Origin of the sequence: Haloarcula sp. CBA1122, assembly GCF_009741785.1 — an archaeon.
GTDB classification, from domain to species: domain Archaea; phylum Halobacteriota; class Halobacteria; order Halobacteriales; family Haloarculaceae; genus Haloarcula; species Haloarcula hispanica.
In genome coordinates this window covers 46152-68766 of record NZ_WPCB01000010.1, presented here as the reverse complement: position 1 = coordinate 68766, position 22615 = coordinate 46152, and the positions used below count along the sequence as shown (strand labels likewise).

Below are 22615 nucleotides of genomic sequence, written 5' to 3'. Positions count from 1 at the left end.
TGAGTACGACCGTATTCCGGCCGTGCAGTCTGCTGGCTAGAAAGCACCGAATCGCGGTATTCCCGGGACTCAGTAAATTTTAGTATCGGGACTGCACCGCCGGTGGCATGGAGATGCGAAAACTCTCCCCGGCAGGCGGCTGTGTGACCGTCTCGATACCAATAGACGATCTCCGCGAGCGCGGTGTCGTCGACGAGGATGGTGAGTTGGTGGGCAACCACTGGGCGAAGGTCGAGAGTCTCGACCAGGACGACGAGGGCGACTACCGATTAGAGTTGGTCAGCCCATGATGCGAGCCCGACCCCACGGGGTCAGACTCAGATGTAACGCCAATCCTCGATGTATGCACCTGTGGGCTGTGGGCCGTGGGCTGAGGTGCATAGAATCGGGCCAGTTGGGACAGGGTTTGACCCGATCACGTCGACGGCCCGACCACCGTTTATCAAGAACCACCCGTTCGCTCACTCGCGAACGACGCGAATCAACCCCCCGTACATACACCAATTTAAACCATGACCCGACGTACCAGCCTCAAGATCACTGACGAACGGCAGCGACTACTGGATAAGGCGAGTGCGATTGTCGCGAGCGATCAGCACGACGATCCGCCGATGTCCGACGTACTGGATGCGGCACTCACTCATCTGGTCGAGAGTGAGGCGAACCTTCAGGATGCGCGTGAGGAGCTGGACCCTGAGACTGTCCAGCAGTTCAATACGAGTGTGATCGGGCTGCGGTATCGGACGAGTGTCGAGAGCCGGTGGCGATAACCGTCCGGAGTTCACAACTCTGTTTTTAACTTCCACTCTACTACGCAAGGGCTTAAATGTAGAGGTGGATTAGAAGTAAGCACGCGAAAACAAACAAAATGGTTGAGCTCTCTGATCTCTCTGAGCGTGAAAAGTGGATCCTTAGGCTTCTTTATGCTCCGATAGAGGGGGGTAGTTCATCCATTGAAGGGAAAACGCGAATCGTCAAGGGGCTATTTCTGATAGACCGGATGTTCCAGAATAAACTGGGGGGGTTCGCAGGGACCGGGTTTGAGTTCCAACCCTACAAATACGGTCCATTTGACGAGTCTATCTATCATGCCCTTGATCGACTTGAGGAGGATAACCTGATTGAAAAACACGTCAACGGACAGTATCAGGGAAATGAATTTCGCCTCACTGTTGACGGGGAAAGATTGGCTCGTGAGGCCTTTGAGGAGTTGGATGAAGAGGAACAAGAGTTGCTTATCTGGATAAAGGGTAAACATATCAACCAGCCTGTTGCGCAACTCTTGAGCTTTGTTTACAATAGATATCCCGATATGGCAGAAAATTCTGAATACACAGCCTAACATATGGTATCTCTTGGTGATATTTTCATCGCGATAGCCGGTTCCCATGTGATTTTTACACTATGGATCTGGCGAGGCACTCGCAGTCTCTGGAGCAACTATGGGGATGATTTTGATGAAATGAAAACGTATAGAGCTAGTCAGTTTAGAAACGAACTACACGATATTGTTATGGACGTGCTTGACGACGTCGATCTCGTACAACACCAACTTACCGAGGAGTCAGATCTGATTGTCATGGACGCGATGGAAAAGGTCGGGCGTGACCGACTCAAGGAGGTTGAAGTCGCACTCAGGCGCTATGATGAACCGAATGATCTGATAGATAGGGCAGAAGAAAAATATGAAGACACGGTTCGGAAACTGCTTATTGGGTTTGTCCTTGCTCTGGTAGTTGCGATAGCGTCCGTCAGTATGCAGTCTCCCCAGAATAAGGAGGGTATACAAGCTATTTTCGGGATTCTATGGTTTATGTTCACCATTTCGGCAGGCCAGAGCTTCTATGATGCTTGGGAGGCCGAACGTGAAGTCGATGAAGCAATTCGAAATTACCAAGACGACTATTGATCTGACGACAATTTGATATACTTGTTGACACTTAGGCCTGCGCTATACACTTGTCATTGAAATCATCCCCTAGATATATAATGATAAAATAACCTATGATAGTCTGTAATGGTCCTCCACTATGTTCCGATCGTTCGGCATGGATTCAATGAAATTCAAGTCTTCGAAGACTTTGACGATTCTCTCTTAGGAAATGTCTCACCCAATCAGGTTATGCCAGTAATTGAAATCATCGACGAAGATGACTTCAATCATTTAGACTCATACAGAGAATTCGAACGAGATCTCATGATCGATCTTCCTCGATATCTCGTTCCGCGGAATAACAAACATCAGGATGATGTCGATACTATCGTCAGTAACTATTCGTCAGTCGCGGACTTCTATAGGCAAAATGTAGACAATGACGACGTTCCAGTCGTCTCTGGAGATGCCGAACCTCCAATCGACTATTCGCAATTGACTTCACTGTACAACCAACTGGAGAATGACTATGATCGATTAGCGATTAGAATCTTTGTCGGCCTTCGCCAGTTTGACCATCAGCAAGAACAACAGATTCGAGACTTAGTATCGCAACTGCGCGATGATGATCTTGTTCTGATTGACTTGGTCGACACTGCTGGATTTGATAGCGATGCATACCGGAATGCAGAGACTATTGTCGGATTATTAGACTCTCAGGAGACATACATTTTAAATGCCTTCAAATATGATGAGTCCAACCACAATTATGGACCTGTGGCGGCAAAAGAATTAGATATCTCTGGGTTTGGCGATTTTGTAATTAACCAGCGTTTCCCACAGGAAATGAACTTCAGGCCCCCCACTCAGTATATTCGGATGTTTAACACAGATACGATGGAGTTGGAGAATTTTGGCGGGGATGGCTATGATAACGCATATAATCAGATGAGAAATTCAAACGGATTAGACCCAGACCACTGTGAGTATTGCCGACAAGCGGACTCGGATCCAAATTGGGGTCCGAATTTTTGGAAGCGAGTGCGCATGGGCCACTATATTTCTGAAGTCTTGGACGAAACTCTAGATAGAATGGAAAGTCAGACTAGCCCTAATTTGGATAGCCATGGATATGATGAAATCAATTGATAGAAACTGATTCAATTCGTCAGTCATAGTTGTATCTATGGCTACCAAAGAAGAATTGATTTCTGAAATATCATTCAGGTATCTTAAAAAATTTGTAATTGAGACCGGAGTGATTCGCAAAAGTGCGGGCTACCATACCAAGGAAGATCACGTTCAGGCCCTTGCTCGAGCACTGACTAAGCCGGAATGTGAGTTCATTAATTCGTGCTATCAAAATCAAACGGATGCATCCGAATGCAGCCAACAGTTTAGAACGGAGATTCGTCCTGATGAGGAGATTGTAAGGAGGCACTTTCTCGATTATATTCAGAGAGATATCAACGAAGATAAGGAAGTTGTTTTTGAGGAATTTCCTTTGGGAGAGAACCGTGCAGACGTGAACTACTTCAATGGAAATTCATTCACCTATGAGCTAAAATCACCAAGAGACTCATTTCGCCGGTTGGAAAAGCAACTTGATACTTACTCAGATATATTCGAATTTATATCGGTTGTATTACCGTATGATTTTGAAATACCAGAGATCGCGACTGAAGAAACTGGGATTATTCGATACGACTATCCAGAATTTGATTTTAATGTTGAACAAAAACCTGCGAAGATCGATAGCCCCGATGCAAGACAACAATTACAATTGCTTTGGATCGGCGAGTTGGAAGACATATTTTATCAGGATAATGAGGCAGACCGAGACATGAAGAAGTCTGAATTAATATCTAATATTCTCAACACATACAGTAGGTCTGAAGTCAATAATATATTCAAACAAAAAATTAAGAGTCGCTACGGAGTAGAGCATCACCTCTGAGCTGGTTGATTACTTAACATTAAATCCGGGCATAACCGACTGATTCTGTGTCTGTTCTCCCGGAAATGTCGCACCCGTTTATACATCCGCCTGTTCTCACCCTCACCCAGCATGATTGCCGACCCTGCTGTCTTCGATGATGAACACCTCCCGCGTCGCCTCCTCCATCGAGAAGCCGCCGTTGACCACCTATCCCGTGCGTGGGAACCAGCACTTGGTTGCAATCAGGCCCACGACGTGCTGATTCACGGCCCCTCAGGCGTCGGGAAAACGTCGCTCGCCCGCTTCACCCTCCAGAAACTCACTACACACGCAGACATCTACTCGGCCCACGTTGAGAGCCTCGGCAAGACCACGGCCGGCGTTGTTCGGTCGATCCTCCACGATCTCCCCAGCAGTGACCCAGCAACGAACACGCCCCGCGAGGATCTGTGCATCGAGCTACGCGAGCGCGTTGACCAGCCGACGATCGTCATCCTTGACGAGGCGGATGACCTGCCTGCCACAGACATACTGGACCGACTGGCCGACGTAGAAGGTCTGTCCGTCGTCGCGATCTGCCACGATCACGAGCAGTGGCTTTCGCAGTTGGACAATCAGCTTCGACGGCGGCTGTTGCTAAAGGAGTTGGCGCTGGACCGCTTCGGCGTGAACGAGTTGGCGGACATCCTCGAAGCGCGGGTACGGCGTGGGCTGCCGTCCGGCGTGGTCACCCGCGAGCAGTTGGAGACGATTGCCGATGAAGTGGCTGGCGTCGCCCGGAAGGGCATTCAGTCGCTTCGGCAGGCCGCGCTGCTGGCCAAGGAACGGGACCACAGCGAGATCGGGAGCGACGACGTGGCCGATTCCTACGAGCGGGCGCAGCGGTATATTCTGCAGAAGAATTTGGACTCGCTACCGTTCCACCACCAGCTACTGTACGAACTGATCCGTGTGGGCGGTGGGCTGAAGGCTGGGGAGTTGCACGACCGCTACGAAGCGGTGGCCGACGACGTGTACCGTGGGCGCGGGCTGACACCGATCTCAGAGCGGTCGAGGCGGTTGAAGCTCTCGAAGCTGGAGGATTACGAGCTAATTGATGTGGAAGGAGAGAATCGGCATCGAGAGTACTATGTATGCGACAGCAGGATCAGCGTATCAAAAATCCTTAATTTGATCACCTAACATCAGTCTAATCAGAGGTTTCATGTCACTTGCGGTTATCATATCTGGTGAATGTCGGAAAGGGTAGCAAACGTACTTGAGTCATATGACTTTTTTGGCAAATCTATTCCCGGTATCGTGGCGTTAATAGGGATTGCAACGATACTTCCTGGTCTGCCACTCGGAGCATTCAGTGATCCAAACGGAACTCTGAATCTTACTGTACTTACTGCTCTCGCTCTTACCCTCGTCTTTTCAGGTTTAGTATTTGGTCAAGCTGTACACACAATAGCTGATAACACTGAGAAGGCACTTTATCGAATTGGAAAATGGGCCGCTGACGAGTACTATGTCCGTGGACCAATAATATCTGAAGACTGGTGGGAAAAACATGGGAAATGTGAGGAATACTATTCGAAAATGCAACCTTGGTTAGAACGACGTTATTGGGGAATTCACGACGTTTTTAAGAGCCATCGTCGTCTATTTGAAAATGAGTTGGGTTGGAACTTCGACATATCCGTAGAGAAGCGAGGGCTAGACGGCACAAATATATCTTATGACCGATTCCGCGAGTGCTGTGAGTCTGAATTTGATGTTGATATAGCTCGGTTTGATAAGAAAGCAAGTCGAGGTATTGAGCTGAACGGATATGTAGAGCTTCGCCAGTTGTATCCGATGGTCACCGCAACGCTCTCCTCAAAAGGATCTGGAAGAGCAAATGGTTTCCAAGCACGATACTCATTCTGCCGAGGAATGTGGGTGACACTCCTGTTACTCTTTATGACTTACTTGTTAGTGCTATTCTCACCCGTCAGTCCGTCTTTCTTGATGTATGAACCTCTGGTTTTACAGACTTTGACAAAGTCTGAATTGGGTCTGCTAATGTGGGCAATGTTTTTCTTAGTACTTGCGTTCATGGATGCTTCAGGAGATTACAAGAAGCACTATATTGAATACTTGATCAGCGACTTTTGTGTAGTAGTCGATGAAAATGCTAATCAGGGAAAAGATAAAGAGGAAACCCTCAAACAGTATGAGCAGGAAGAATTAGTAAGTAGACCTTACTACCGGTAGATACCTAAGAACAAGACTCCAAGGATTTCACTGGACAAAAAAGAGACTGGAAAAATGCCCTCATTAACACAAACGGACTTAACCGACGACGAGCTAAAAAGAATCCAGTCGGTCATTAAAGAATTTATTGTCCAGTCGAAACGAGGAGAGCTTTTTGAAACTCGAATACAGAAGTTGATTTTCTACGCAGAAGTATACTGTATTCTCTACTACCGGCAACGATTGACCCATGCTGAATATCGTCCTTATATGTACGGCGCATTCTCACAGGACGTAAGAACGGCACTTGAGTCAGCGAAGATCTTGAGAAACGAAAAAAGATAATTCACGGTGATCGTACAACCGGTTACAGCTATAATCAGCCGGAAAATTCGCCCATGGTTAATGAGGACGTTCAAAATATAGTCACAAAGATCTGTGACTACGTGGGTGGAGAATCTACTGAAGAGTTGGCACAGTTCAGTAAAGACAGTTGGCTATTCGAGAATACAGAGTACAATCATCCGATGGCCTTTACAGAGTTCGCGGAAGCAATGGATGTGCTTCCTAAAACAGAAAAGAAATTGAAGAAGAAGATGCCATCCAAGGTTGATCTTTCAGATGAAGATGGATCTCTGTGTCCGATTAATCAATAAAACCACTTATTTCACTGTTTCCTGTAGCGAATAGCTCTCCCGGAAATCTAGCATCTTTTTAACCCGAATCCCCCCCTCGAAACACCTGTATGCAGGACAGCATGGAGGTCTACACTGGCGAAACGGTAACCGTAGAGCATGTGAAGACGCTCTCAAGTTGCGGCGCTCGCTTCGACAACAGCACCGAAGACGGCCGGAAGTGGCGCGTTGACGTGGCCCGCGACGGCGACACGGAGATCGTGACGAGCTGGCGCGACGGCGAATTAGCCGATCTCGAATTGCCGGAGTGGGCCGGTGATGTGACGGCACGACTTGCGAGGGTGTGAGAATGTCAGTCGGCGTCTTCGACGGGATCGAGTTCGCTGGCGTCGAGTTCCTCGTCAAGATAGGCGATTCCGTCGTCTGTGATCCCAAAGAGGCCCTTGTCGATGCGTCGAAGCAAGCCGTGTTCAGCAAGCTTCCGGCACCGCTCTCCAGCCCACTTACGACCGATATCGATCCGAGCAACCTCACCGTCTCTCGACAGAGCGATTGGGGTCATATTGCCCTCTTCTCGGATTACTTCCAGAATCCGGTCATCGGCGGGCTGGGACATCCATTCGGCGGACTTTCGCATCTGGTCTTCGGATGGGTTGGAAGCACTCATAGTAACACCGATATACCAGAATAATTCACTAATAGACAATAGTAGTAACCCATCGGCTCCTGTGAACAGTCGTTGGGAAAGTTATATTGTGGTAGCCACTCATCTGCCACTTGGAAGCCGATCCATACGGGTGCTCAGAAAGTGCCCGACGTGCTGGAACACGTCGGACTCGGCTTCCGATCCCTGCTGAGAGATTCGTGAAGCCATGAAGTACGAGAACGAGCGGGCTATTGAAAGTAGCCCAACGACCAGCGGTATAGCCAGTCGACCAACCTGCGGAGACCGGTACGTCCCGTCTGGAGGTGCGCGTGCGTGAGCGACCGCGTTATCGAAGACGTGGACAAATGCGAGACGGACGGCTGCGAGGACTTCTGTTATCCCGGTGAGTCCCGCTGTCTGGGCTGCTACCGGAAGCGAAAGCGGGGGCAAGCATGAGCGAGGATCTGATGGATCTCTCGCCGGAGGACGGCATCGAGCGGTTCCTCCGACATCGCGAACCGTCCGTTCGTGAGAGTACGATGCGGAACGCGAAGACGCGACTCCGGTTCTTCAGGGAGTGGTGTGAGGAGCGCGATATCGAGAACCTGAATAACCTCACTGGCCGCGATCTGGCCGATTTCGTGGCATGGCGACGGGGAGATATCGCGGCGCTGACTCTCCAGAAACAACTCTCGACGATTCGGGAAGCGCTTCGGTACTGGGCCGACATCGAGGGCGTCGACGATGGGCTGGCCGAGAAGGTCCATGCTCCCGAGCTGCCCGATGGAGCCGAAAGCCGCGAAGTCCACCTGAGCGCAGATCGGGCACACCGGATACTCGACTACCTCCACGAGTACCGCTACGCGAGCCGGGATCACGTTGTCTTCCTGATCCTGTGGAAGACGGCGATGCGCCGGTCGGCCCTGCGGTCACTGGACGTAGACGACCTTCGTCCCGACGACTATGCGCTGGTGCTTGAGCACCGGATTGACGAGGGAACGAAACTCAAGAACGGTGAAGACGGTGAACGGTGGGTCTATCTCGGCCCGAGCGATTACCAGGTCGTCGACGATTATCTCGACAACCCCGACCGCTACGAGCGGACTGACGACCACGGCCGGAAGCCACTCATCACCTCGCAGCACGGCCGGCCCGCAGGTGATACCATCTACAAGTGGGTGAACAAGCTCACCCAACCGTGCGTTCTCGGTGGGTGTCCCCACGATGCAGACCCGTCGGACCCATCGACATGCGAGGCACTGGGTTCGCGTGCGGCCCACAGTAAGTGCCCTTCCTCTCGGTCACCCCACGGACTCCGGCGTGGCAGTATCACCTACCACCTGAACAGCGACGTGTCTCCGGAGATCGTCAGCGAGCGATGCGACGTATCGCTAGAAGTGCTCTACGAGCACTACGACGTGCGGACGAATCAGGAGAAAATGGCGGTTCGAAAGAAGCAACTGGAGCGTATCTAACATGACCATTACCAAACACAACCCCCCGTTGTCGTGTAAATTTCAAACTACTACCCGGCGAGTCCATGCGAATTTCGCTTGTTCGGTAATCGCAACACGCCGCCGCTTCTTTATAATCGACATACCGTCGAATTGTGTCTCCGTTCTGGCTGCAGCAGCTTTGCCGGTAGTGATTCGAGACGCTGTCAGGAGGGGAAAACCCGTCCCAGGAGGATAGACGAAACCACCGGTGTGTCGGTATCGGCCTTGGTTTCGGATGAGCAGCGGGTCGACCCGCTGAGTCGTTCAGAAGAACTGGAACAGATCGTCTCGCTGGGCCTCGTGAAGGTGGTGCCGGACGGCCTCGTTCAGCGGCTCGACGGAGCCGCGCTTCGCGCTGATCGGCGCGATAGTCTCCTGCCACTGTTGCCATGGCGGGTGCAGTCCGAGTCGGTCACAGAGTTCGTTCAAGCGGTCGTCCTTGTCGTCGACCTTGTCCATCTTGTTGACGGCGACGACCGGCTCGACACCGACCTCCCGGAGGAAATGAAACATCTCCACGTCGTGTGGGATCTCGTCGGGGCCGGAGTGGCGGTCGATGATGTCGATGACTGATTTGCCGTCCACGACGAGGATACCGACGAGAATATGCTCGGCGTTCCGCTCGACGTACCGGACCACGTCGGTCTTGATTTCCTCGCGGACGTCTTCGGGGACGCCTTTCATGTACCCGAAGCCGGGGAGGTCACTGATGACGAAATCGGCGCTGGCCCAGTCGAAGTGGTTGGGCGAACGCGTGACACCGGGTCGCTGGCCCGTGTCGAACGTGTGGCCCGTTATCTCGCGCATCAACGTCGATTTCCCGACGTTTGACCGACCGACGAGCACCACCTCGGCGTCCCGGTCCGGTCGTGATTCGAACATACCCCGTGTACTCCGCCGGTGGGGAAAAGCGCGTCCGTTTCCCGAGGACCGACTGTTTCGCGATTCACGGCCGCGTCTCGCTCCAGTTTTGCACCCGGGACCCGCTAACTAGCCGCTTTTTTACCCTCGCGGGTCCCACCCGGAGCCGTGCGGCTGGTACAGATACTGATTCCGACCGGAAAGCGAGACGCCGTCTTGGGCGTGTTGGCCGAGGAGGGCATCGACTACGTGCTCACCGACGAGACGAGCGGGCGGGAGTTCACCGCTGTCGTCACCTTTCCAGTCCCGACCAACGCACTCGAACCAGTCCTCGAAGAGCTGCGGAACGTCGGTATCAACGACGACGGCTATACGGTCGTCGTGGACGCGAACACCGTCATCTCCAGCCAGTTCGACGAACTAGAGGAGAAGTACGCTGAGGAGGAAGACGAAGACCGCATCGCGCGAGAGGAACTCACCTCGAAGGCAAACGACCTCGCTCCCTCGATGTCGAACTACGCGCTCATGACCATCATCAGCGCGATTATCGCGACCGCCGGGCTCCTGCTCGATTCCCCGGCCGTCGTCGTCGGCTCGATGGTCATCGCGCCGCTCATCGGCCCGGCGATGACCGCCACGTCGGCACCGTCGTCGACGACCACGAGATGTTCATTCAGGGCGTCAAACTCCAGGCCGTCGGGCTCGGACTCGCCGTGGCAAGCGCGACTGTCTTTGCCCTGCTGGTCCGGTACGCCAACGTCATCCCGCCGCTCGCCGATGTGACCACAGTCGGCCAGATACGCGAGCGGGTCGCCCCCGACTTCCTCTCGCTGATCGTCGCGCTCGGCGCTGGCGCGGCCGGCGTCGTCAGCCTCACCAGCGGCGTCTCGACGGCACTGGTCGGCGTCATGATCGCCGTCGCGCTCATCCCGCCGGCGGCCACGGTCGGCATCGGTATCGCGTGGGGCCAACCGCTCGTCAGCCTCGGGTCCGCCGTGTTGCTGCTTGTGAACGTCCTCTCGATCAACCTCGCAGTGCTCGTCGGGCTCTGGTATCAGGCTACCGCCCGGAACACTGGTTTCAGGAGAGCAACGCACGGTCGGCGACTGTCAAACGGATCGGCGTCCTCGTCCTGTCGATACTCGTCCTGTCGGCGTTCCTGGGCGGCGTCACCTTCGACTCCTACCAGCAGGCGACGACGGAGTCGGACATCCGCGACGCCATCCAGGGCAGCGTCGACTCGCCGGCTCGCGTGCTGACGGTCGAAATCGAGTACACCAACACTGCGATCTTCCAACAGCCGCGCCGCGTCATCGTCACTGTCGGTCTGCCGCCGGACGCGGAGCAGCCACTGCTTGTCGACCAACTGGATGCTCTGGCTGATGACGCGGCCGGCCGAGACGTTGCGACGGAAGTTCGCTACGTCACTGTCGAGCGGAACGGCTGACGCTCAAAACCGACTTTGACCGTTCGGTGACATAAATACCGTTGGGCGTGTCGGGGACGATATGGTATCACGACCACTCGCAATCGCTGGCGTCCTGGCACTGCTCGTCGCCGGTGGCGTCGGGTTCGCACTCGCGGACACCGGAGCCGTCGCGCCGTCGACGAATTCGACCGTGAGCGTCAACGCTGACGCGACCGTCGAACGCGCGCCCGACCGTGCAACCGTCACCGTCGCCGCCGTGGGCCGCGGTGAGACTGCCGAAGCGGCGCGCAACACCCTCAGCGGTGACGCCGACGCCATTACGTCGGCGCTGGAAGACGAGGGCGCGAACGTGACCTCCTCGCGGTTCCAGATCCGCCCCGAGTACGAGGAGAGTCGAGAGGGCCGCGAACAGGTCGGCTACGTAGCGATCCACACCGTCGAAGCCGAGACGAGCAACGTTTCGACTGCCGGGACACTCATCGATGCCGCAGTCGACGCCGGCGCTGACCGCGTCGAGGGCGTGCGCTACTCCCTGAGCGAGGAGACGCGACAGGCCGCACGCGAAGAAGCCCTGACGACCGCGATGGACAACGCCCGAACGGACGCCGAAGTCGTCGCCGCTGCGGAGGATCGGTCCGTCGGTGACGCCGTCACGGTCCAGACCAGCGACCACGGCCGCCCCGTCGTGTACGCGGAAGCGATGGCCGCCAGTGACGCCGGCGGACGGACAAGCATCCAGCCCGGCGATGTCACCGTCGACGCCTCTGTCAGTGTCTCGTACGAACTAGAATAAGCCGTTCTGACTCGCTACTGCGGTTCCTTGTTCGGCGTTTTCAAAGACACTGCCCGTTGGTAACCGCGTTCTTCGCGGGTCACTGCGTTCCCCGCTCGGGTTCATCGAGACGCCTCCCGTTGGTCGGCGTCTCGCTACCTCTCGCTACTCGTCAAACGGCAGTTCGATCTCGTACCCCACCGCGTCGATAGCGGCCTGCAGGACACCGTCGACGTTGTCGTCTTCGGTGACGCTCATGTAGTGGTCGGCCTCCACATCCGTCGAGAGGTCGCTCTTGTTTGCGATGGTCAGAACGGGCACGTCGAAGCGCGCTTCGATGGCGTTTCGAAGTTCCAGCTGGTCCGCGAGCGGGTAGCCACACTCGCCACTTGGGTCGACGAACACGAGGACGGCGTCGGCGAGGTGTTCGAGCGCGCTCACGGCCTGTGATTCGATCTCGTTTCTGTCCTCCGGCGGTCGGTCGAGCAGGCCGGGCGTGTCGACGAGCTGGTAGCGGATGCGCTGGTCCTCGAAGTGCCCGACGCGGATCTGCGTCGTCGTGAACGGATACGAGGCGATCTCGTTGTCGGCCCGCGTGACGCGGTTGACAAAGGACGACTTGCCGACGTTGGGGTAGCCGGCGACGACGATGGCCGGCTCGTCCGGGCGGATGTCGGGGATGTCTTTGAGGGCGTTGTGCGCCGTCGAGATGGCGGCAAGGTTGTCTTCGACCTCCTCGACCACGTCGGCGATACGGGCAAAGGCCTGCTTGCGGAGCTTCCGGGCGGTGTCGATGTCGCCGCGAGCGACCCGGCTCTCGTACTCCTGGCGGATCTCGACGACCTTGTCGGCGGCCCACGAAACTTCTGCGAGGTGCTGTTTCAGCGCGTCGATACCGGGGTCGTTGTCTGCGGGGTAGGCTTCGCCGATGACCGCGTCGGCGAGTTCGATATAGAAGGGGTCCAGATCGTCGATCGTCGGCCACGCCGTCACCACGTTCTCCATGTTGTCGGAGGCGATGTTCGACGCCGTCATCAGCATCGACTGCTGGGCTTCGTTCCCGTCCTTGGCCCCGCCGGCGCGCGACGCCCGCGAGAAGGCTTTGTCCACGAGCTCCTCGGCGGTAGGCGTCGTCGGCAGACCCTCGAAGGGATGGCTCATAGGTCACGTTGACGGCCGGAGCGTAAAAGCGCGTTCAATCGCGCCCCAAACTGTTGCGAGTCACGCTTTTGAGCGTCCCGACCGCAGTTCCGGTATGGCACAGATTGACGCCGGCGAGATTCTGCCCAACGACCACGTCCAGCAGATGGCCGCCGAGGGACGGGTCACCCAGATGCACCGCGGCCACCAGTACGCCGACGAAGGCGACACCTTCGAGATCGACGGCACCGAGTTCGAGGTGACAGACGTAACACACCGGACACTGGGCGACATGACCGACGAGGACGCACAGCGCGAGGGGTCGGAGGACCTCGACGCGTACAAGGAACGAATGAAGAAAGTCCACGGCAGTTTCGAGTGGGACGACGACAGCGAGGTCGTCCGCCATCGGTTCGCACCTGCCGACGAGTAGCGCCCCGACGACTGAGCGCCCTATTCCGCCGATGCCACGTCGACGCCCGTAAACTCGAAGCGTGCGCCGCCGCTCTCACTTTCGGTGAGCGTGACTGTCCAGCCATGCGCAGCGGCGATCTGTGAGATAATCGAGAGCCCGAACCCGGTGCCGTCAGTTGTCGTCGAGTAGCCGCTTTCGAACACCGCCTCCCGGTCGGCTTCGGGGATACCCGGACCGTCATCCGAGACTGCGAACCCGCCCGGAATCTCGCTAATCGTTACTGTCACGCCTGGTATGTCGTGTTTATCGGTACCACCGGACTGAATCCGACTGTCCGTAGCGCTGTGCTCTACGGCGTTTCGGATCAGGTTCTCCAGCAACTGTTTGAGCCGCGTCATGTCCGCCTGTATCTTGCGGTCGGTGTCGACCACCAACGTCGCGTCGCCGGTATCGACGACCTCCCAGCAGTCCTCGACTGCTGTCGCCAGTGCCACCGTTTCCATCTCTGTAATGTCGTCGCCGGTCCGGGCCAGTAACAGGAGGTCGTCAATCAGCGCCTGCATCCGCTCGAGAGCCTGTTCTATCGCGGCCATATTGCTGTCGTCGTCACACTCCTCTTTCAGCGCGCCCAGCCGGCCGATAGCGACGTTGAGAGGGTTGCGAAGGTCGTGGCTGACGACTGTCGCGAACTGTTCCAGACGGTCGTTTTGCGTCGATAGTTCCTGCTCACGGTCACGGAGCTGTCTGTCGCGCTCGACGGCGGCGAGAGCCGCCTCCATGTTCGCCGCGAGGACCCGCCCAGCGACGATGTCTGCCTCGTCGAATGCATCGACGGTCGTCGATGCGGCGATGAGAATGCCGTGTTCCCCCAGCGGCAGATACAGTTCGCTGCGTATCGGTGTCTCGGGGTTCTGCACGTCCTCTTCCAGCCGCACGTCGGGGACTGCGGTCGCTTCGCCACGCTCGTACACCCGCCAGGCGATGCTGTCGCCCGGCCCGAACGTCGGGATATCACCGACCAACTCTCGAGCCGATGCGGTCGCGGCGACGGGTTCTAACTCCCCGTCGTCGTTGAGGAGGTGGACAGCATTCGCGTCGAGCCCGATAATCTCCGCGGCCGCGTTGACGCCGATCCCGGCAACTTCGTTGTGGACTTCGGCGGCCATCAACTGCCGGGTGGCCTCGTGCAGCGCTTCGAGCCGCTGTTCGCGCTCGTCCGTATCGCCCCGGTCGCTGATGACCGACACTGTGCCGTCTTCGCCGTCCCAGGTCACGTCACACGCCGTGACGCTGGCCTGCACGCTGTTGCCAGCGAGGGTCCGTATCGTCCGGCTGACTTGGCCGGCCGTCTGGCCGTTCTCGACGACGCGTTCAACGGTCTCGGTCCCGCCGTCCGTTGTCGGTTCGACGAGGTCGGTCAGTGGCCGGCCACAGAGGTCGCCGCTGTCTGCTGCGCCGAAAAACTCCATCGCCGCCGGGTTCGCGTACACGACGGTGTCGGCGACGCTGATGAGGGCCGCATCGCTCGTTGCGTCGAGAATCCGTTTCGTCCGTTCCTGTGCGGTATCGGCCGTTGCTTTCGCTCTGACTCGCTCGACTGTGTTTCGGATCCGCTGCGCGAGCACGGCGTACTGCTGGGACCCCTGCACTTTTTGAATGTAATCGGTGACGCCGGCCGTGACTGCCTCGCTTGCGAGCGACTCGCTCCCCTGACTGGTAAATAACAGGAACGGCATATCCGGGTCTCTGGCACGGACCGCCTCCAGAAACTCCAGCCCGTCGATGCCGGGCATATCGTAGTCGCTGACGATGCAGTCCACGTCGTGCGCATCCAGATACGATAGTCCGTCCGTAGCGCTCGTGACTCCGGTGGCGTCGATCGCCTCGTCGTTGCGTTCGAGATGTGTCGCGATCAGGTCTGCGTACGACGGTTCGTCATCGACACAGAGGACTGTAATGCCCGACGCCACATGGCCCATGCCTCCTGATATGAACTGTGTCAGTGTCAATCTATCGCGCCCCTCACCTGGTGACGGGTCGCCTTACCGCCGCTTGGCCAGTTCTGCACGCAAATCGTCGACGTCCATGTCTTTCATCGACAGCAGAACGAGCAGGTGATAGACGATATCGGCCGATTCGTGGGCGAGCTCTTCGGTATCGTCGTCTTTGGCCGCCAGAATCAGCTCCGTCGTCTCCTCGCCCAACTTCTCTAGCACGGCATTTTCGCCCTTCTCGTGGGTGAACAGCGACGCCGTGTAGGAGTCCTCGGGAAGGTTCGCCTTGCGGTCCTCGATGACAGCGAACAGTTCGTCGATAACGTCGCCGGTGTCGTCGCTCATAGCCGCCGTTCGGTCAGCGGGGCCTTCAGGCCGTCGCTACGACTCCACCGAGTCGAAAAAGGCCAGGTCGTGGATGCGCGGGTCTTCGGTCAGTTCGGGGTGGAACGACGTGCCGACGACCGGTCCCTCACGGACCGCGACTGGGTGGTCGTCCCACGTCGCCAGCACTTCGACGTCCGTGCCGACGTAGTCGATGACCGGTGCGCGGATGAACACCGCCGGGAACGGGTCGTCAAGACCCTCGACCGCCAGTGGGGCTTCGAAGCTGTCCTTCTGTCGCCCGAACGCGTTGCGCTCGACGGAGACGTCGATGACGTTCAGCGTGTCGACGCGGTCGTCCTGTGCGTCGCTCGCGCTGACGATGAGCCCGGCACACGTCGCCAGCACCGGCTTGCCGGCGTCGACGTGGGCCTCGATTTCGTCGGCGATGCCCTCCCGGTGGATGAGCCGCGATATCGTGGTCGATTCCCCGCCCGGTAGCAACAGCACATCGCAGTCGGGGACGACCCCGGACTCGCGTATCTCGACGACCTCCGCCGTCTGGTCGTGGGCCGCTGCCGCCCGCCTGATCGCGTCTCCGTGTTCAGAGACATCGCCCTGAACCGCGAGTACACCCGCGCGTAGCGTCATACGTCCCCGTTAGTGTGCCTGTGCGAAAAGCCTCTCGTCTCCTGCAAAGATCCGGTAGCAGGGCCGTCTTTGACTCCTCCGGCGTCGTCTACGACGCCGCTCAGTGTCCGTTCGGATATAGTCGAACCAAACGGTTAGGTGAGGCGGCCTGTAGACGTGGCACATGGGAAAGCGACGGCAGGACCCGGTCGAGGTAAACGCGGACGGGTCGGCAGACCTCTATGAGATATCGACTTGGGAGCCCCGGTCGAGGCTGGACCGGTTCGCCCACTGGCTCTACCACATCGGAATACGGACGCTGCGGTATCTGGTCATCCTTGCAGCCATTCTGATCCTCCTCCTGCAGGTCGCGTTCGGGAGCCTCGGCGCGCTCAGCGACCAGCCGCTGTTTGCCGGGATGGCCATCCTCTCTGCCGTGCCGGCGCTCGGACTCGCGGCCTACATCTACTACGCTGATGTGACTACGGAGGAACCACTGACGCTGCTCGTGGGAACGTTCTTGCTCGGAGTGTTGTTTGCCGGCTTTGCCGGTATTCTCAACGGGTTCCTCGGCGAGCCGGTTCAGGCAATCGGCTCCGGGTTCGGGCTCGTGCCGTTCCTCGGTCAGGTGTTCGTCTTCTTCCTCATCGTCGGTCCCGTCGAGGAGACCGTGAAACTGCTGGCGGTACGCCTGTACGCCTTCCGTGACAACCGCTTCGACGCCGTCGTCGACGGTGCGGTGTACGGTGCTGTCGCCGGTCTCGGCTTTGCCACTATCGAAAACGCACTGTACATCACACAGAACGCGGAGATGGTCGGCGGGACGGTCGAGTTACTCGCCGCGAGCAGCGACATCACCGCGATCAGAGCGCTCGCGGGGCCGGGCCACGTCATCTACTCGGCCTTCGCCGGCTACTACCTCGGTCTGGCGAAGTTCAACCCCGACGACGCCGGCCCAATCGTGCTGAAGGGACTGCTCATCGCTTCGCTCATCCACGCCGTCTACAACACGCTGGCCGGCCCGGTGACAGCTATCCTGGCGGGCATCTACAACGTCAACTTCCTCGTCGCGTTCTTCGGCTTCGTCATCGTGTACGACTCGTTTTTCGGCCTGCTGTTGCTGAAGAAGGTTCACGCCTACCGGCGGGCCTACAGGCGCGCTCACGAGGACCCGGACGAGACTGCGCTTCGCCCGGAACAGACCGAGTTCGACCCTTAGACCAACTGCTCGACGTATTTCGCGACCACGTCGACCTCTAAGTGGACTGGATCGCCGACCGACTTCTCCGACAGCGTCGTCTCGGCGTACGTCGTCGGAATGATCGCCACGTCGAACTCCTCGGAGCGACGGTCGGCGACGGTCAGGCTGATGCCGTCGACCGTTATCGACCCTTTCTGAACCAGATAGTCCTGATGGGCCTCGGGCAGGGAGAACGTGAACGTCCAGTCCTCGCCCTCCTGTTCGATACCGACGATCTCGGCCGTCGTGTCGACGTGGCCCTGCACGATGTGGCCGTCGAACCGGCCGTCGGCCGGCATCGCCCGCTCAAGGTTCACCCGGTCACCGCCGTCGAGGTCATCGAAGAACGTCCGGGCGAGTGTCTCCTGGGCGAGAAACACCTCGAACCACTCACCGTCGGCCGCCTTCTCGACGGTGAGACAGACGCCGCTGACGCTGATCGACTGGCCGTGGTCGAGTCCCTCGAACGGCGCGCCGATCCGCATCCGACGCCCGCCCTCGTCGTCAATAACCGCCTGCACCTCGCCGGTCGTCTCGACGATTCCGGTGAACATACCCCAGATACAGCACGGCTGGCGGAAAGCACTTGGCTTCCCGGAGACGTAATATAGACTCGGAACCGAGTAATTACTTACAATGTATTGGCGGAAGGAATTTATCCTCGCCGCTGGTAGCGCGGTGTATGGCAGCTACGCCCGACGCTGACCACGACTGGACTGGCCGTCACGCACGGACGGAACCGACCGAAACCGGGCGAATCGTCGAGGTGCCCGACGAACTAATCGAAGACTGGGACCTGCGACACGCGGAGACGAAAGGCCGCAGTTAACGCTGTAGCGCTTCGACGCCGACCAGTTCCGCGCCGGTCAGCGCCCGGATGTAGGCCCCGCCCGCGATAGAGACGTGGCCGAACTCGTCTTCTTCCATCCCGTACATCTCGATAGCTCGTGAGGTGTCGCCGCCGCCGACGACGGAGAAGCAGTCGGTGTCGGCGATGGCTTCGAGCACGCCGGCGGTGCCGACCGAGAACCGCTCGTCCTCGAACATCCCCAGTGCGCCCTTCACGAAAACGGCCTCGGAGTCCCGGATGATCGGCGAGTACTCCATGACGGTCTCGCTCCCGACGTCGAGGTAGGAGACGCTCTTTTCCTCGATGTCGTCGACGGCCTGCTCGGCGCGGTCGCCGTTCTCGTCCTCGTAGGCCAGGTCGACCGCGAGCGTGATCTGGTCGCGGTGGTCTTCGAGCATGGACTCGATCTTCTCGCTGTTTTGCTCCCACTGCTCGTCGTAGAGGTTCGCGTCATCGATGTCGTAGCCGACCGGGTAGCCAGCGGCTCGGAGGAACAGTTCTCCGGCGATGCCGCCCAGCAGGAAGTCGTCGACCTTCTCGTCGAGGTGGGTCATGACGTCGATGACGTCCGTGGCCTTCGTCCCGCCGACGACCATCGTCACCTGCCCGTCAAACTCCTTTTCGGCGATAGCGGTGTTGGCCTCGTACTCGGTTTCCATGACACGGCCGGCGTAGGCGTCCATGACCAGCGGGAAGCCCACCAGTGAGGCGTGCGAGCGGTGGGCCGCCGAGTACGCGTCGTTGATGTAGGCGTCGAATTCGTCTTTGAGCGTCTGGACGAACTCCGTCTGTGACTTGATTTCGGGGTCCTCCTCGGGCAGTTCGTCGTCACACATCCGGGTGTTCTCTAGAACGAGTACGTCGCCGCCGTCGAGGGCCGCGATGTCGTGAATGGCCTGTGGGCCATAGGTCTCGTCGACGAAGTCCACGTCGTGGTCGATGTGATCCGCGAGGATGTCGGCGTGTTGTTCGAGCGAAACAAAGTCGTCACGGCCCGGACGGCCCTGGTGGGCCAGCACCGCGACCTCGAACCCGCGGTCGACGAGTTCGCTGATCGTCTCCGCGTGGCGGTCGAACCGTCGGTTGTCCTGTACCGTGCCGTCCTCCACCGGTGAATTGAGGTCGAGGCGAACGAGGACGCGCTGTCCGTCGTCGAGGTCGTCGAGCGTCTGGAAGGTCATCACTCGGGAGGAAACCTGCCGACCGCTTAACGGTTTCCGAGTCCGAACAGTGGGCGGCTTGTCGGGAGCTACCGTCGTTGTTTGCACTGGCTACCAGCGTAGAAATGGGGAGAGGGGTGGGAGTGAGGGTGGGGTGGGAGTCGGGATGGGGACACCGTTGTCGCACACAGCCGGCACCGGGTCACAGGATGCCGACTGGGGGCACAACTGTCTGTGCTGACACACAGAGTCGACCAGTGGGCAAACACCGGTTCGGACTCTATGTGTGCAACATCTTTAGTGAACAATAATTATAAACCTTCCTGACGCCGCAAATCGTTTCTGCGTTTACTCAGTGATGTACTCGGCCACGTCGAGCATCCGGTTCGAGAAGCCGTACTCGTTGTCGTACCAGGTGAGAATCTTCGTCATCCCGGAGAGACGTTCGTCGACTGCAGGTCGACCTGCGTGGAGTACGGGTCCCCGAGGATGTCCGAGGAGACGACGTCGTCGCTCGTGACGCCCAGCACGCCTTCGAGTTCGCCGGCAGCGGCCTCCTCGAAGGCGGCGTTGACATCGCTCTCCGTCACGTCGTCGTCGAGGTCGACAACGAACTCGGTGATGGAGCCGTTCGGCACCGGGACGCGGATAGCCATCCCGTCGAGTTTGCCTTCAAGCTCGGGCAGGACCTCGGTGGTCGCCTGCGCGGCACCGGTCGAGGTCGGGATGATGTTCTCGGCAGCCGCGCGGCGACGGCGGGGCTTGCCGTTCGGGCCGTCCATCAGGTTCTGCGAGCCGGTGTAGGCGTGGACCGTCGTCAGCTGGCCGGCGTTGATGCCGAACTCCTCGTCGAGGACCTTCGCGACCGGCGTGATGGAGTTGGTCGTACAGGAGGCGTTCGAGACGACATCCTCGCCGTCGTACTCGTCGTGGTTGACGCCGTAGACGAGCTGCTTGACCGGCTCGTCGCCCTTCGGCGGCGCGGAGATGAGGACCTTGTCGGCCCCGGCGTCGAGGTGCTGGCTCGCGTCCTCCTTGGTGCGGAAGATGCCGGTCGCCTCGAAGGCCACGTCGACATCGAGGTCGTCCCACGGGAGCTGTGTGGGATCTGTTTCGTGGAAGATGCCTGCTTCGAAGTCGGTCCCCTCGACCGTGAGGACGCCGTCGTCGACGCTGGCCCCTTCGAGTTCACCCATGACGGTGTCGTACTGGGCGAAGTAGTCGATTTCCGAGTCGTCCATCACATCGTTGATACCGACGACTTCGACGTTGTCGTTGTGTAACGATGCGCGGAATACGTTGCGGCCGATACGGCCGAAGCCGTTGAGGCCGACGCGGACTGGCTCACTCATTGGTGTCTAGAGAGGCAGTCGGTCAGTGTAAAGTGTTTTCGGATTTGTTGTAAATTTGTGTTTGTTTATGCGCGTTCGAGCGCGAATGATTAATAGTGAAGGTGGCCGTTCGTGTGAGAGTACCCCTCGACGGCGTCTGGTAACAGGTACTATATTCGTCCGAAGGCTTTTGAAACGGACGGACGTACTGATTGGTAGGAATGAGACGCGATGACAGTGACGACCCGTTCGACGAGTTCTTCCGGGAAATAGAGCGGATGATGGACGAGATGATGGGGGCCGAAGGCGACGTCCACATCGACCGGGACACCGGTGGCGGTGGGGCCGACCTCCACGTCGACGTTCACGAAACCGACGAGGAGATCCGGGTCGTCGCCGACGTTCCGGGCGTCGACAAGGACGCAATCGACCTCAAGTGCGACGGCACTGTCCTCACGATCAACGCCGAAAGTCCGGAGCGCGAGTACCACGAACGACTGACCCTGCCGACCCGCGTCGACGAACACTCAGCCGCCGCGACGTACAACAACGGCATCCTCGAAGTCACCTTCGACCCCGAAGAGGACTCCGCGGACATCGAACTGTAGCACGCCCGGCACACGGTTCTGATTTTCCGCGCGCCACTCCAGTGCGCTTGCTTCGCTACTGCTCAGCCGTTTGCCGTATCAACGCCGCCAGGTCGTCCCAGAAGCCGTCCTCGTACTTCGTCGCCGAGTCGATTGTCGGGCGGGCGTTCGTCTCGTTGACGACTGCGCGGTCCTCGGTCACCAGCAGGTCGACGCCGAGGTACGGAATCTCCAGTTCGTCGGCCGCGTCTTCGGCCAGTTCCCGTAGCGCCGCTGGCAGTTCCTGCCCTTCGGCTTCGGCCCCGCGGTGGACGTTGTGTTTCCACCGGCCCTGCGCGCGGCTCGCGTCGGGGAGGCGGCGCTCCACTGCGCCGACGTACTCGCCGTCGACGACCATCACGCGGTAGTCGGCGGCGTCGGCGACGTACTCCTGAACGAGAAACGACTGATCGCCGACCGCGCGGTAGTCGTGGACCAGATCGAGGTAGTCGACGATGCCGAGAAACGAATCCAGATCGTGAGCCTTGGCCACGCCGACGCCGCGGGTCGTCGAGTTCGGCTTCACGACCACGGGTGGGTCGAATCGCTCAAAGGCCGCCGTCAGTTCGGCCTCGCTCGCCGGGTTCGACACGACGACGGTCTCGGGAACGGGGACGTCCGCACGGCCGAGACGCGCCAGCACGTCGGCCTTGTTCCGCGAGCGGAGGATAGCCTCGCGGTCGTTGACCCATGGCACGTCCAGCATGGCGTCGGCGACCGCTCCCTCCATGATTCGGGAGGGGTAGACGAAGCCCACGTCGTACTCGTCGAAGGGACTCTCGTCGAGCGCCAGTGTCCGCTCGGCCGTCTCGACGTGGCCCACCTCGATGTCACGGACCGCCAGCGGCCCCTGCATCCGCTCGAAGGTCTCGGCGTTCGTGGCGACGGCCAGCCTGTACATAGCTTGCAGTTGTCGTGGAGAGATAAAATACGCTCGCAGCCACACAGTCGAGGCCCTGTCGCGCGCCTCGTTCCGACCGCCACAATCCACAGAATAGCGGGTAGGGTGGATGAATACGCAACTATCTTCAAAATTG

Annotated in this window: 26 protein-coding genes and 2 pseudogenes; 18 read left to right on the top strand and 10 right to left on the bottom strand. The window is 58.3% G+C overall.

Translation table 11 applies throughout. The features are described from left to right. The first annotated feature begins 107 nt into the window (after positions 1-107). The 10 genes from GJ630_RS06155 to GJ630_RS06110 all read left to right on the top strand — a co-directional run bounded on the left by GJ630_RS06155 (position 108) and on the right by GJ630_RS06110 (position 7011). Positions 108-290 carry a hypothetical protein gene (locus GJ630_RS06155; protein WP_005537171.1) on the top strand — a complete coding sequence of 61 codons (183 nt, stop codon included), beginning with the start codon at positions 108-110 and terminating at the stop codon, positions 288-290. A gap of 222 nt (positions 291-512) precedes the next feature. Further along, entirely contained in the window at positions 513-770 is a 258-nt protein-coding gene (locus tag GJ630_RS06150; protein ID WP_191449559.1) for a hypothetical protein, read from the top strand. A 98-nt stretch (positions 771-868) separates the two neighbouring features. Continuing rightward, the gene (locus GJ630_RS06145) at positions 869-1342 is read left to right on the top strand and encodes a type II toxin-antitoxin system antitoxin SocA domain-containing protein (protein ID WP_191449558.1); all 474 of its coding nucleotides are present in this window, start codon (positions 869-871) and stop codon (positions 1340-1342) included. Positions 1343-1513: 171 nt separating this feature from the next. Continuing rightward, on the top strand, positions 1514-1909 hold the full coding sequence (locus GJ630_RS06140; RefSeq protein ID WP_191449557.1) for a hypothetical protein: 396 nt from the start codon (positions 1514-1516) through the stop codon (positions 1907-1909). Positions 1910-2017: 108 nt separating this feature from the next. Continuing rightward, complete coding sequence (locus tag GJ630_RS06135; RefSeq protein WP_191449556.1) at positions 2018-3022, top strand: hypothetical protein; 1005 nt, start codon at positions 2018-2020, stop codon at positions 3020-3022. Between the two features lie 37 nt (positions 3023-3059). Then, positions 3060-3830 (top strand): sce7726 family protein, encoded by a 771-nt coding sequence (locus GJ630_RS06130; protein WP_191449555.1) that lies wholly within the window; start codon positions 3060-3062, stop codon positions 3828-3830. A gap of 111 nt (positions 3831-3941) precedes the next feature. Beyond that, complete coding sequence (locus GJ630_RS06125; RefSeq protein ID WP_191449554.1) at positions 3942-4994, top strand: Cdc6/Cdc18 family protein; 1053 nt, start codon at positions 3942-3944, stop codon at positions 4992-4994. Positions 4995-5045: 51 nt separating this feature from the next. After that, entirely contained in the window at positions 5046-6050 is a 1005-nt protein-coding gene (locus tag GJ630_RS06120) for a hypothetical protein (protein WP_191449553.1), read from the top strand. A 377-nt stretch (positions 6051-6427) separates the two neighbouring features. After that, the gene (locus tag GJ630_RS06115; protein WP_191449552.1) at positions 6428-6685 is read left to right on the top strand and encodes a hypothetical protein; all 258 of its coding nucleotides are present in this window, start codon (positions 6428-6430) and stop codon (positions 6683-6685) included. A gap of 89 nt (positions 6686-6774) precedes the next feature. After that, a complete protein-coding gene (locus GJ630_RS06110; RefSeq protein ID WP_191449551.1) occupies positions 6775-7011 on the top strand; it encodes a hypothetical protein in 237 nt (78 codons plus the stop codon). 5 nt (positions 7012-7016) lie between these two features. Here GJ630_RS06110 and GJ630_RS06105 read toward each other — a convergent pair whose 3' ends face one another. Continuing rightward, positions 7017-7331 carry a PhiH1 repressor gene (locus GJ630_RS06105; protein ID WP_252718729.1) on the bottom strand — a complete coding sequence of 105 codons (315 nt, stop codon included), beginning with the start codon at positions 7329-7331 and terminating at the stop codon, positions 7017-7019. Between the two features lie 312 nt (positions 7332-7643). Between GJ630_RS06105 and GJ630_RS20290 the strand changes: the two genes are divergently transcribed. Then, on the top strand, positions 7644-7766 hold the full coding sequence (locus tag GJ630_RS20290; RefSeq protein ID WP_256369585.1) for a hypothetical protein: 123 nt from the start codon (positions 7644-7646) through the stop codon (positions 7764-7766). Next, a complete protein-coding gene (locus tag GJ630_RS06100) occupies positions 7763-8785 on the top strand; it encodes a site-specific integrase (RefSeq protein ID WP_191449550.1) in 1023 nt (340 codons plus the stop codon). The genes GJ630_RS20290 and GJ630_RS06100 overlap by 4 nt, the downstream gene beginning before the upstream one ends. A 285-nt stretch (positions 8786-9070) precedes the next feature. On the opposite strand, the gene engB is transcribed toward GJ630_RS06100, so the two are convergent. After that, complete coding sequence (gene engB / locus GJ630_RS06095; RefSeq protein WP_058990855.1) at positions 9071-9688, bottom strand: GTP-binding protein EngB; 618 nt, start codon at positions 9686-9688, stop codon at positions 9071-9073. A 147-nt stretch (positions 9689-9835) separates the two neighbouring features. On the opposite strand from engB, the pseudogene GJ630_RS06090 reads away from it, so the two are divergent. Both GJ630_RS06090 and GJ630_RS06085 read left to right on the top strand, forming a co-directional pair. After that, a pseudogene (locus GJ630_RS06090) lies at positions 9836-11114 on the top strand (TIGR00341 family protein). 61 nt (positions 11115-11175) lie between these two features. After that, positions 11176-11889: an SIMPL domain-containing protein gene (locus GJ630_RS06085; protein WP_146417586.1), complete on the top strand. Its 714-nt coding sequence runs from the start codon at positions 11176-11178 to the stop codon at positions 11887-11889. A 144-nt stretch (positions 11890-12033) separates the two neighbouring features. Here the strand turns inward: GJ630_RS06085 and GJ630_RS06080 are convergent, their stop codons facing one another. Next, complete coding sequence (locus tag GJ630_RS06080; protein WP_050037152.1) at positions 12034-13029, bottom strand: GTPase; 996 nt, start codon at positions 13027-13029, stop codon at positions 12034-12036. Positions 13030-13123: 94 nt separating this feature from the next. On the opposite strand from GJ630_RS06080, the gene GJ630_RS06075 reads away from it, so the two are divergent. Continuing rightward, positions 13124-13441, top strand: coding sequence for an ASCH domain-containing protein (locus tag GJ630_RS06075; RefSeq protein WP_064288656.1), 318 nt, complete (start codon positions 13124-13126; stop codon positions 13439-13441). A gap of 20 nt (positions 13442-13461) precedes the next feature. Here GJ630_RS06075 and GJ630_RS06070 read toward each other — a convergent pair whose 3' ends face one another. The 3 genes from GJ630_RS06070 to pdxT all read right to left on the bottom strand — a co-directional run bounded on the left by GJ630_RS06070 (position 13462) and on the right by pdxT (position 16392). Then, a complete protein-coding gene (locus GJ630_RS06070) occupies positions 13462-15402 on the bottom strand; it encodes a response regulator (protein ID WP_064288657.1) in 1941 nt (646 codons plus the stop codon). A 63-nt stretch (positions 15403-15465) separates the two neighbouring features. Next, entirely contained in the window at positions 15466-15762 is a 297-nt protein-coding gene (hisE, locus tag GJ630_RS06065; protein ID WP_014041451.1) for a phosphoribosyl-ATP diphosphatase, read from the bottom strand. A gap of 36 nt (positions 15763-15798) precedes the next feature. Beyond that, entirely contained in the window at positions 15799-16392 is a 594-nt protein-coding gene (pdxT, locus tag GJ630_RS06060) for a pyridoxal 5'-phosphate synthase glutaminase subunit PdxT (protein ID WP_050037150.1), read from the bottom strand. Positions 16393-16555: 163 nt separating this feature from the next. On the opposite strand from pdxT, the gene GJ630_RS06055 reads away from it, so the two are divergent. Beyond that, the gene (locus GJ630_RS06055; RefSeq protein ID WP_050007329.1) at positions 16556-17590 is read left to right on the top strand and encodes a PrsW family glutamic-type intramembrane protease; all 1035 of its coding nucleotides are present in this window, start codon (positions 16556-16558) and stop codon (positions 17588-17590) included. Here GJ630_RS06055 and GJ630_RS06050 read toward each other — a convergent pair. After that, positions 17587-18165 carry a riboflavin synthase gene (locus GJ630_RS06050; protein ID WP_014041448.1) on the bottom strand — a complete coding sequence of 193 codons (579 nt, stop codon included), beginning with the start codon at positions 18163-18165 and terminating at the stop codon, positions 17587-17589. The two genes, GJ630_RS06055 and GJ630_RS06050, sit on opposite strands and share 4 nt — an antisense overlap. A 128-nt stretch (positions 18166-18293) precedes the next feature. Between GJ630_RS06050 and GJ630_RS19465 the strand changes: the two genes are divergently transcribed. Further along, a complete protein-coding gene (locus GJ630_RS19465; protein WP_008307600.1) occupies positions 18294-18440 on the top strand; it encodes a hypothetical protein in 147 nt (48 codons plus the stop codon). Here GJ630_RS19465 and GJ630_RS06045 read toward each other — a convergent pair. Continuing rightward, positions 18437-19642 carry a phosphoglycerate kinase gene (locus tag GJ630_RS06045; RefSeq protein WP_050037149.1) on the bottom strand — a complete coding sequence of 402 codons (1206 nt, stop codon included), beginning with the start codon at positions 19640-19642 and terminating at the stop codon, positions 18437-18439. The genes GJ630_RS19465 and GJ630_RS06045 overlap by 4 nt on opposite strands. A gap of 327 nt (positions 19643-19969) precedes the next feature. Next, positions 19970-20973 (bottom strand): annotated as a pseudogene (gene gap, locus GJ630_RS06040) (type I glyceraldehyde-3-phosphate dehydrogenase). Between the two features lie 200 nt (positions 20974-21173). On the opposite strand from gap, the gene GJ630_RS06035 reads away from it, so the two are divergent. Beyond that, positions 21174-21560 carry an Hsp20/alpha crystallin family protein gene (locus GJ630_RS06035; RefSeq protein ID WP_004590910.1) on the top strand — a complete coding sequence of 129 codons (387 nt, stop codon included), beginning with the start codon at positions 21174-21176 and terminating at the stop codon, positions 21558-21560. A 55-nt stretch (positions 21561-21615) separates the two neighbouring features. Here GJ630_RS06035 and GJ630_RS06030 read toward each other — a convergent pair whose 3' ends face one another. Continuing rightward, on the bottom strand, positions 21616-22479 hold the full coding sequence (locus GJ630_RS06030) for a RimK family alpha-L-glutamate ligase (RefSeq protein WP_191449549.1): 864 nt from the start codon (positions 22477-22479) through the stop codon (positions 21616-21618). Positions 22480-22615 lie beyond the last annotated feature (136 nt).

Excerpts from the sequence above, each read along its gene's own strand:
- GJ630_RS06150 (WP_191449559.1), top strand. The coding sequence starts at position 513 with ATGACCCGACGTACCAGCCTCAAGATCACTGACGAACGGCAGCGACTA.
- GJ630_RS06035 (WP_004590910.1), top strand. The coding sequence starts at position 21,174 with ATGAGACGCGATGACAGTGACGACCCGTTCGACGAGTTCTTCCGGGAA.
- GJ630_RS06125 (WP_191449554.1), top strand. The coding sequence starts at position 3,942 with ATGATTGCCGACCCTGCTGTCTTCGATGATGAACACCTCCCGCGTCGC.
- GJ630_RS06130 (WP_191449555.1), top strand. The coding sequence starts at position 3,060 with ATGGCTACCAAAGAAGAATTGATTTCTGAAATATCATTCAGGTATCTT.
- GJ630_RS06155 (WP_005537171.1), top strand. The coding sequence starts at position 108 with ATGGAGATGCGAAAACTCTCCCCGGCAGGCGGCTGTGTGACCGTCTCG.
- GJ630_RS06050 (WP_014041448.1), bottom strand. The coding sequence starts at position 18,165 with ATGTTCACCGGAATCGTCGAGACGACCGGCGAGGTGCAGGCGGTTATT.
- GJ630_RS06105 (WP_252718729.1), bottom strand. The coding sequence starts at position 7,331 with ATGAGTGCTTCCAACCCATCCGAAGACCAGATGCGAAAGTCCGCCGAA.
- GJ630_RS06045 (WP_050037149.1), bottom strand. The coding sequence starts at position 19,642 with ATGACCTTCCAGACGCTCGACGACCTCGACGACGGACAGCGCGTCCTC.
- GJ630_RS06135 (WP_191449556.1), top strand. The coding sequence starts at position 2,018 with ATGGTCCTCCACTATGTTCCGATCGTTCGGCATGGATTCAATGAAATT.
- GJ630_RS06070 (WP_064288657.1), bottom strand. The coding sequence starts at position 15,402 with ATGGGCCATGTGGCGTCGGGCATTACAGTCCTCTGTGTCGATGACGAA.
- GJ630_RS06145 (WP_191449558.1), top strand. The coding sequence starts at position 869 with ATGGTTGAGCTCTCTGATCTCTCTGAGCGTGAAAAGTGGATCCTTAGG.
- GJ630_RS06030 (WP_191449549.1), bottom strand. The coding sequence starts at position 22,479 with ATGTACAGGCTGGCCGTCGCCACGAACGCCGAGACCTTCGAGCGGATG.
- pdxT (WP_050037150.1), bottom strand. The coding sequence starts at position 16,392 with ATGACGCTACGCGCGGGTGTACTCGCGGTTCAGGGCGATGTCTCTGAA.
- GJ630_RS06140 (WP_191449557.1), top strand. The coding sequence starts at position 1,514 with ATGGACGTGCTTGACGACGTCGATCTCGTACAACACCAACTTACCGAG.
- engB (WP_058990855.1), bottom strand. The coding sequence starts at position 9,688 with ATGTTCGAATCACGACCGGACCGGGACGCCGAGGTGGTGCTCGTCGGT.
- GJ630_RS19465 (WP_008307600.1), top strand. The coding sequence starts at position 18,294 with ATGGCAGCTACGCCCGACGCTGACCACGACTGGACTGGCCGTCACGCA.
- GJ630_RS06085 (WP_146417586.1), top strand. The coding sequence starts at position 11,176 with ATGGTATCACGACCACTCGCAATCGCTGGCGTCCTGGCACTGCTCGTC.
- GJ630_RS06115 (WP_191449552.1), top strand. The coding sequence starts at position 6,428 with ATGGTTAATGAGGACGTTCAAAATATAGTCACAAAGATCTGTGACTAC.
- GJ630_RS06075 (WP_064288656.1), top strand. The coding sequence starts at position 13,124 with ATGGCACAGATTGACGCCGGCGAGATTCTGCCCAACGACCACGTCCAG.
- GJ630_RS06080 (WP_050037152.1), bottom strand. The coding sequence starts at position 13,029 with ATGAGCCATCCCTTCGAGGGTCTGCCGACGACGCCTACCGCCGAGGAG.
- GJ630_RS06055 (WP_050007329.1), top strand. The coding sequence starts at position 16,556 with ATGGGAAAGCGACGGCAGGACCCGGTCGAGGTAAACGCGGACGGGTCG.
- hisE (WP_014041451.1), bottom strand. The coding sequence starts at position 15,762 with ATGAGCGACGACACCGGCGACGTTATCGACGAACTGTTCGCTGTCATC.
- GJ630_RS06110 (WP_191449551.1), top strand. The coding sequence starts at position 6,775 with ATGCAGGACAGCATGGAGGTCTACACTGGCGAAACGGTAACCGTAGAG.
- GJ630_RS06100 (WP_191449550.1), top strand. The coding sequence starts at position 7,763 with ATGAGCGAGGATCTGATGGATCTCTCGCCGGAGGACGGCATCGAGCGG.
- GJ630_RS06120 (WP_191449553.1), top strand. The coding sequence starts at position 5,046 with ATGTCGGAAAGGGTAGCAAACGTACTTGAGTCATATGACTTTTTTGGC.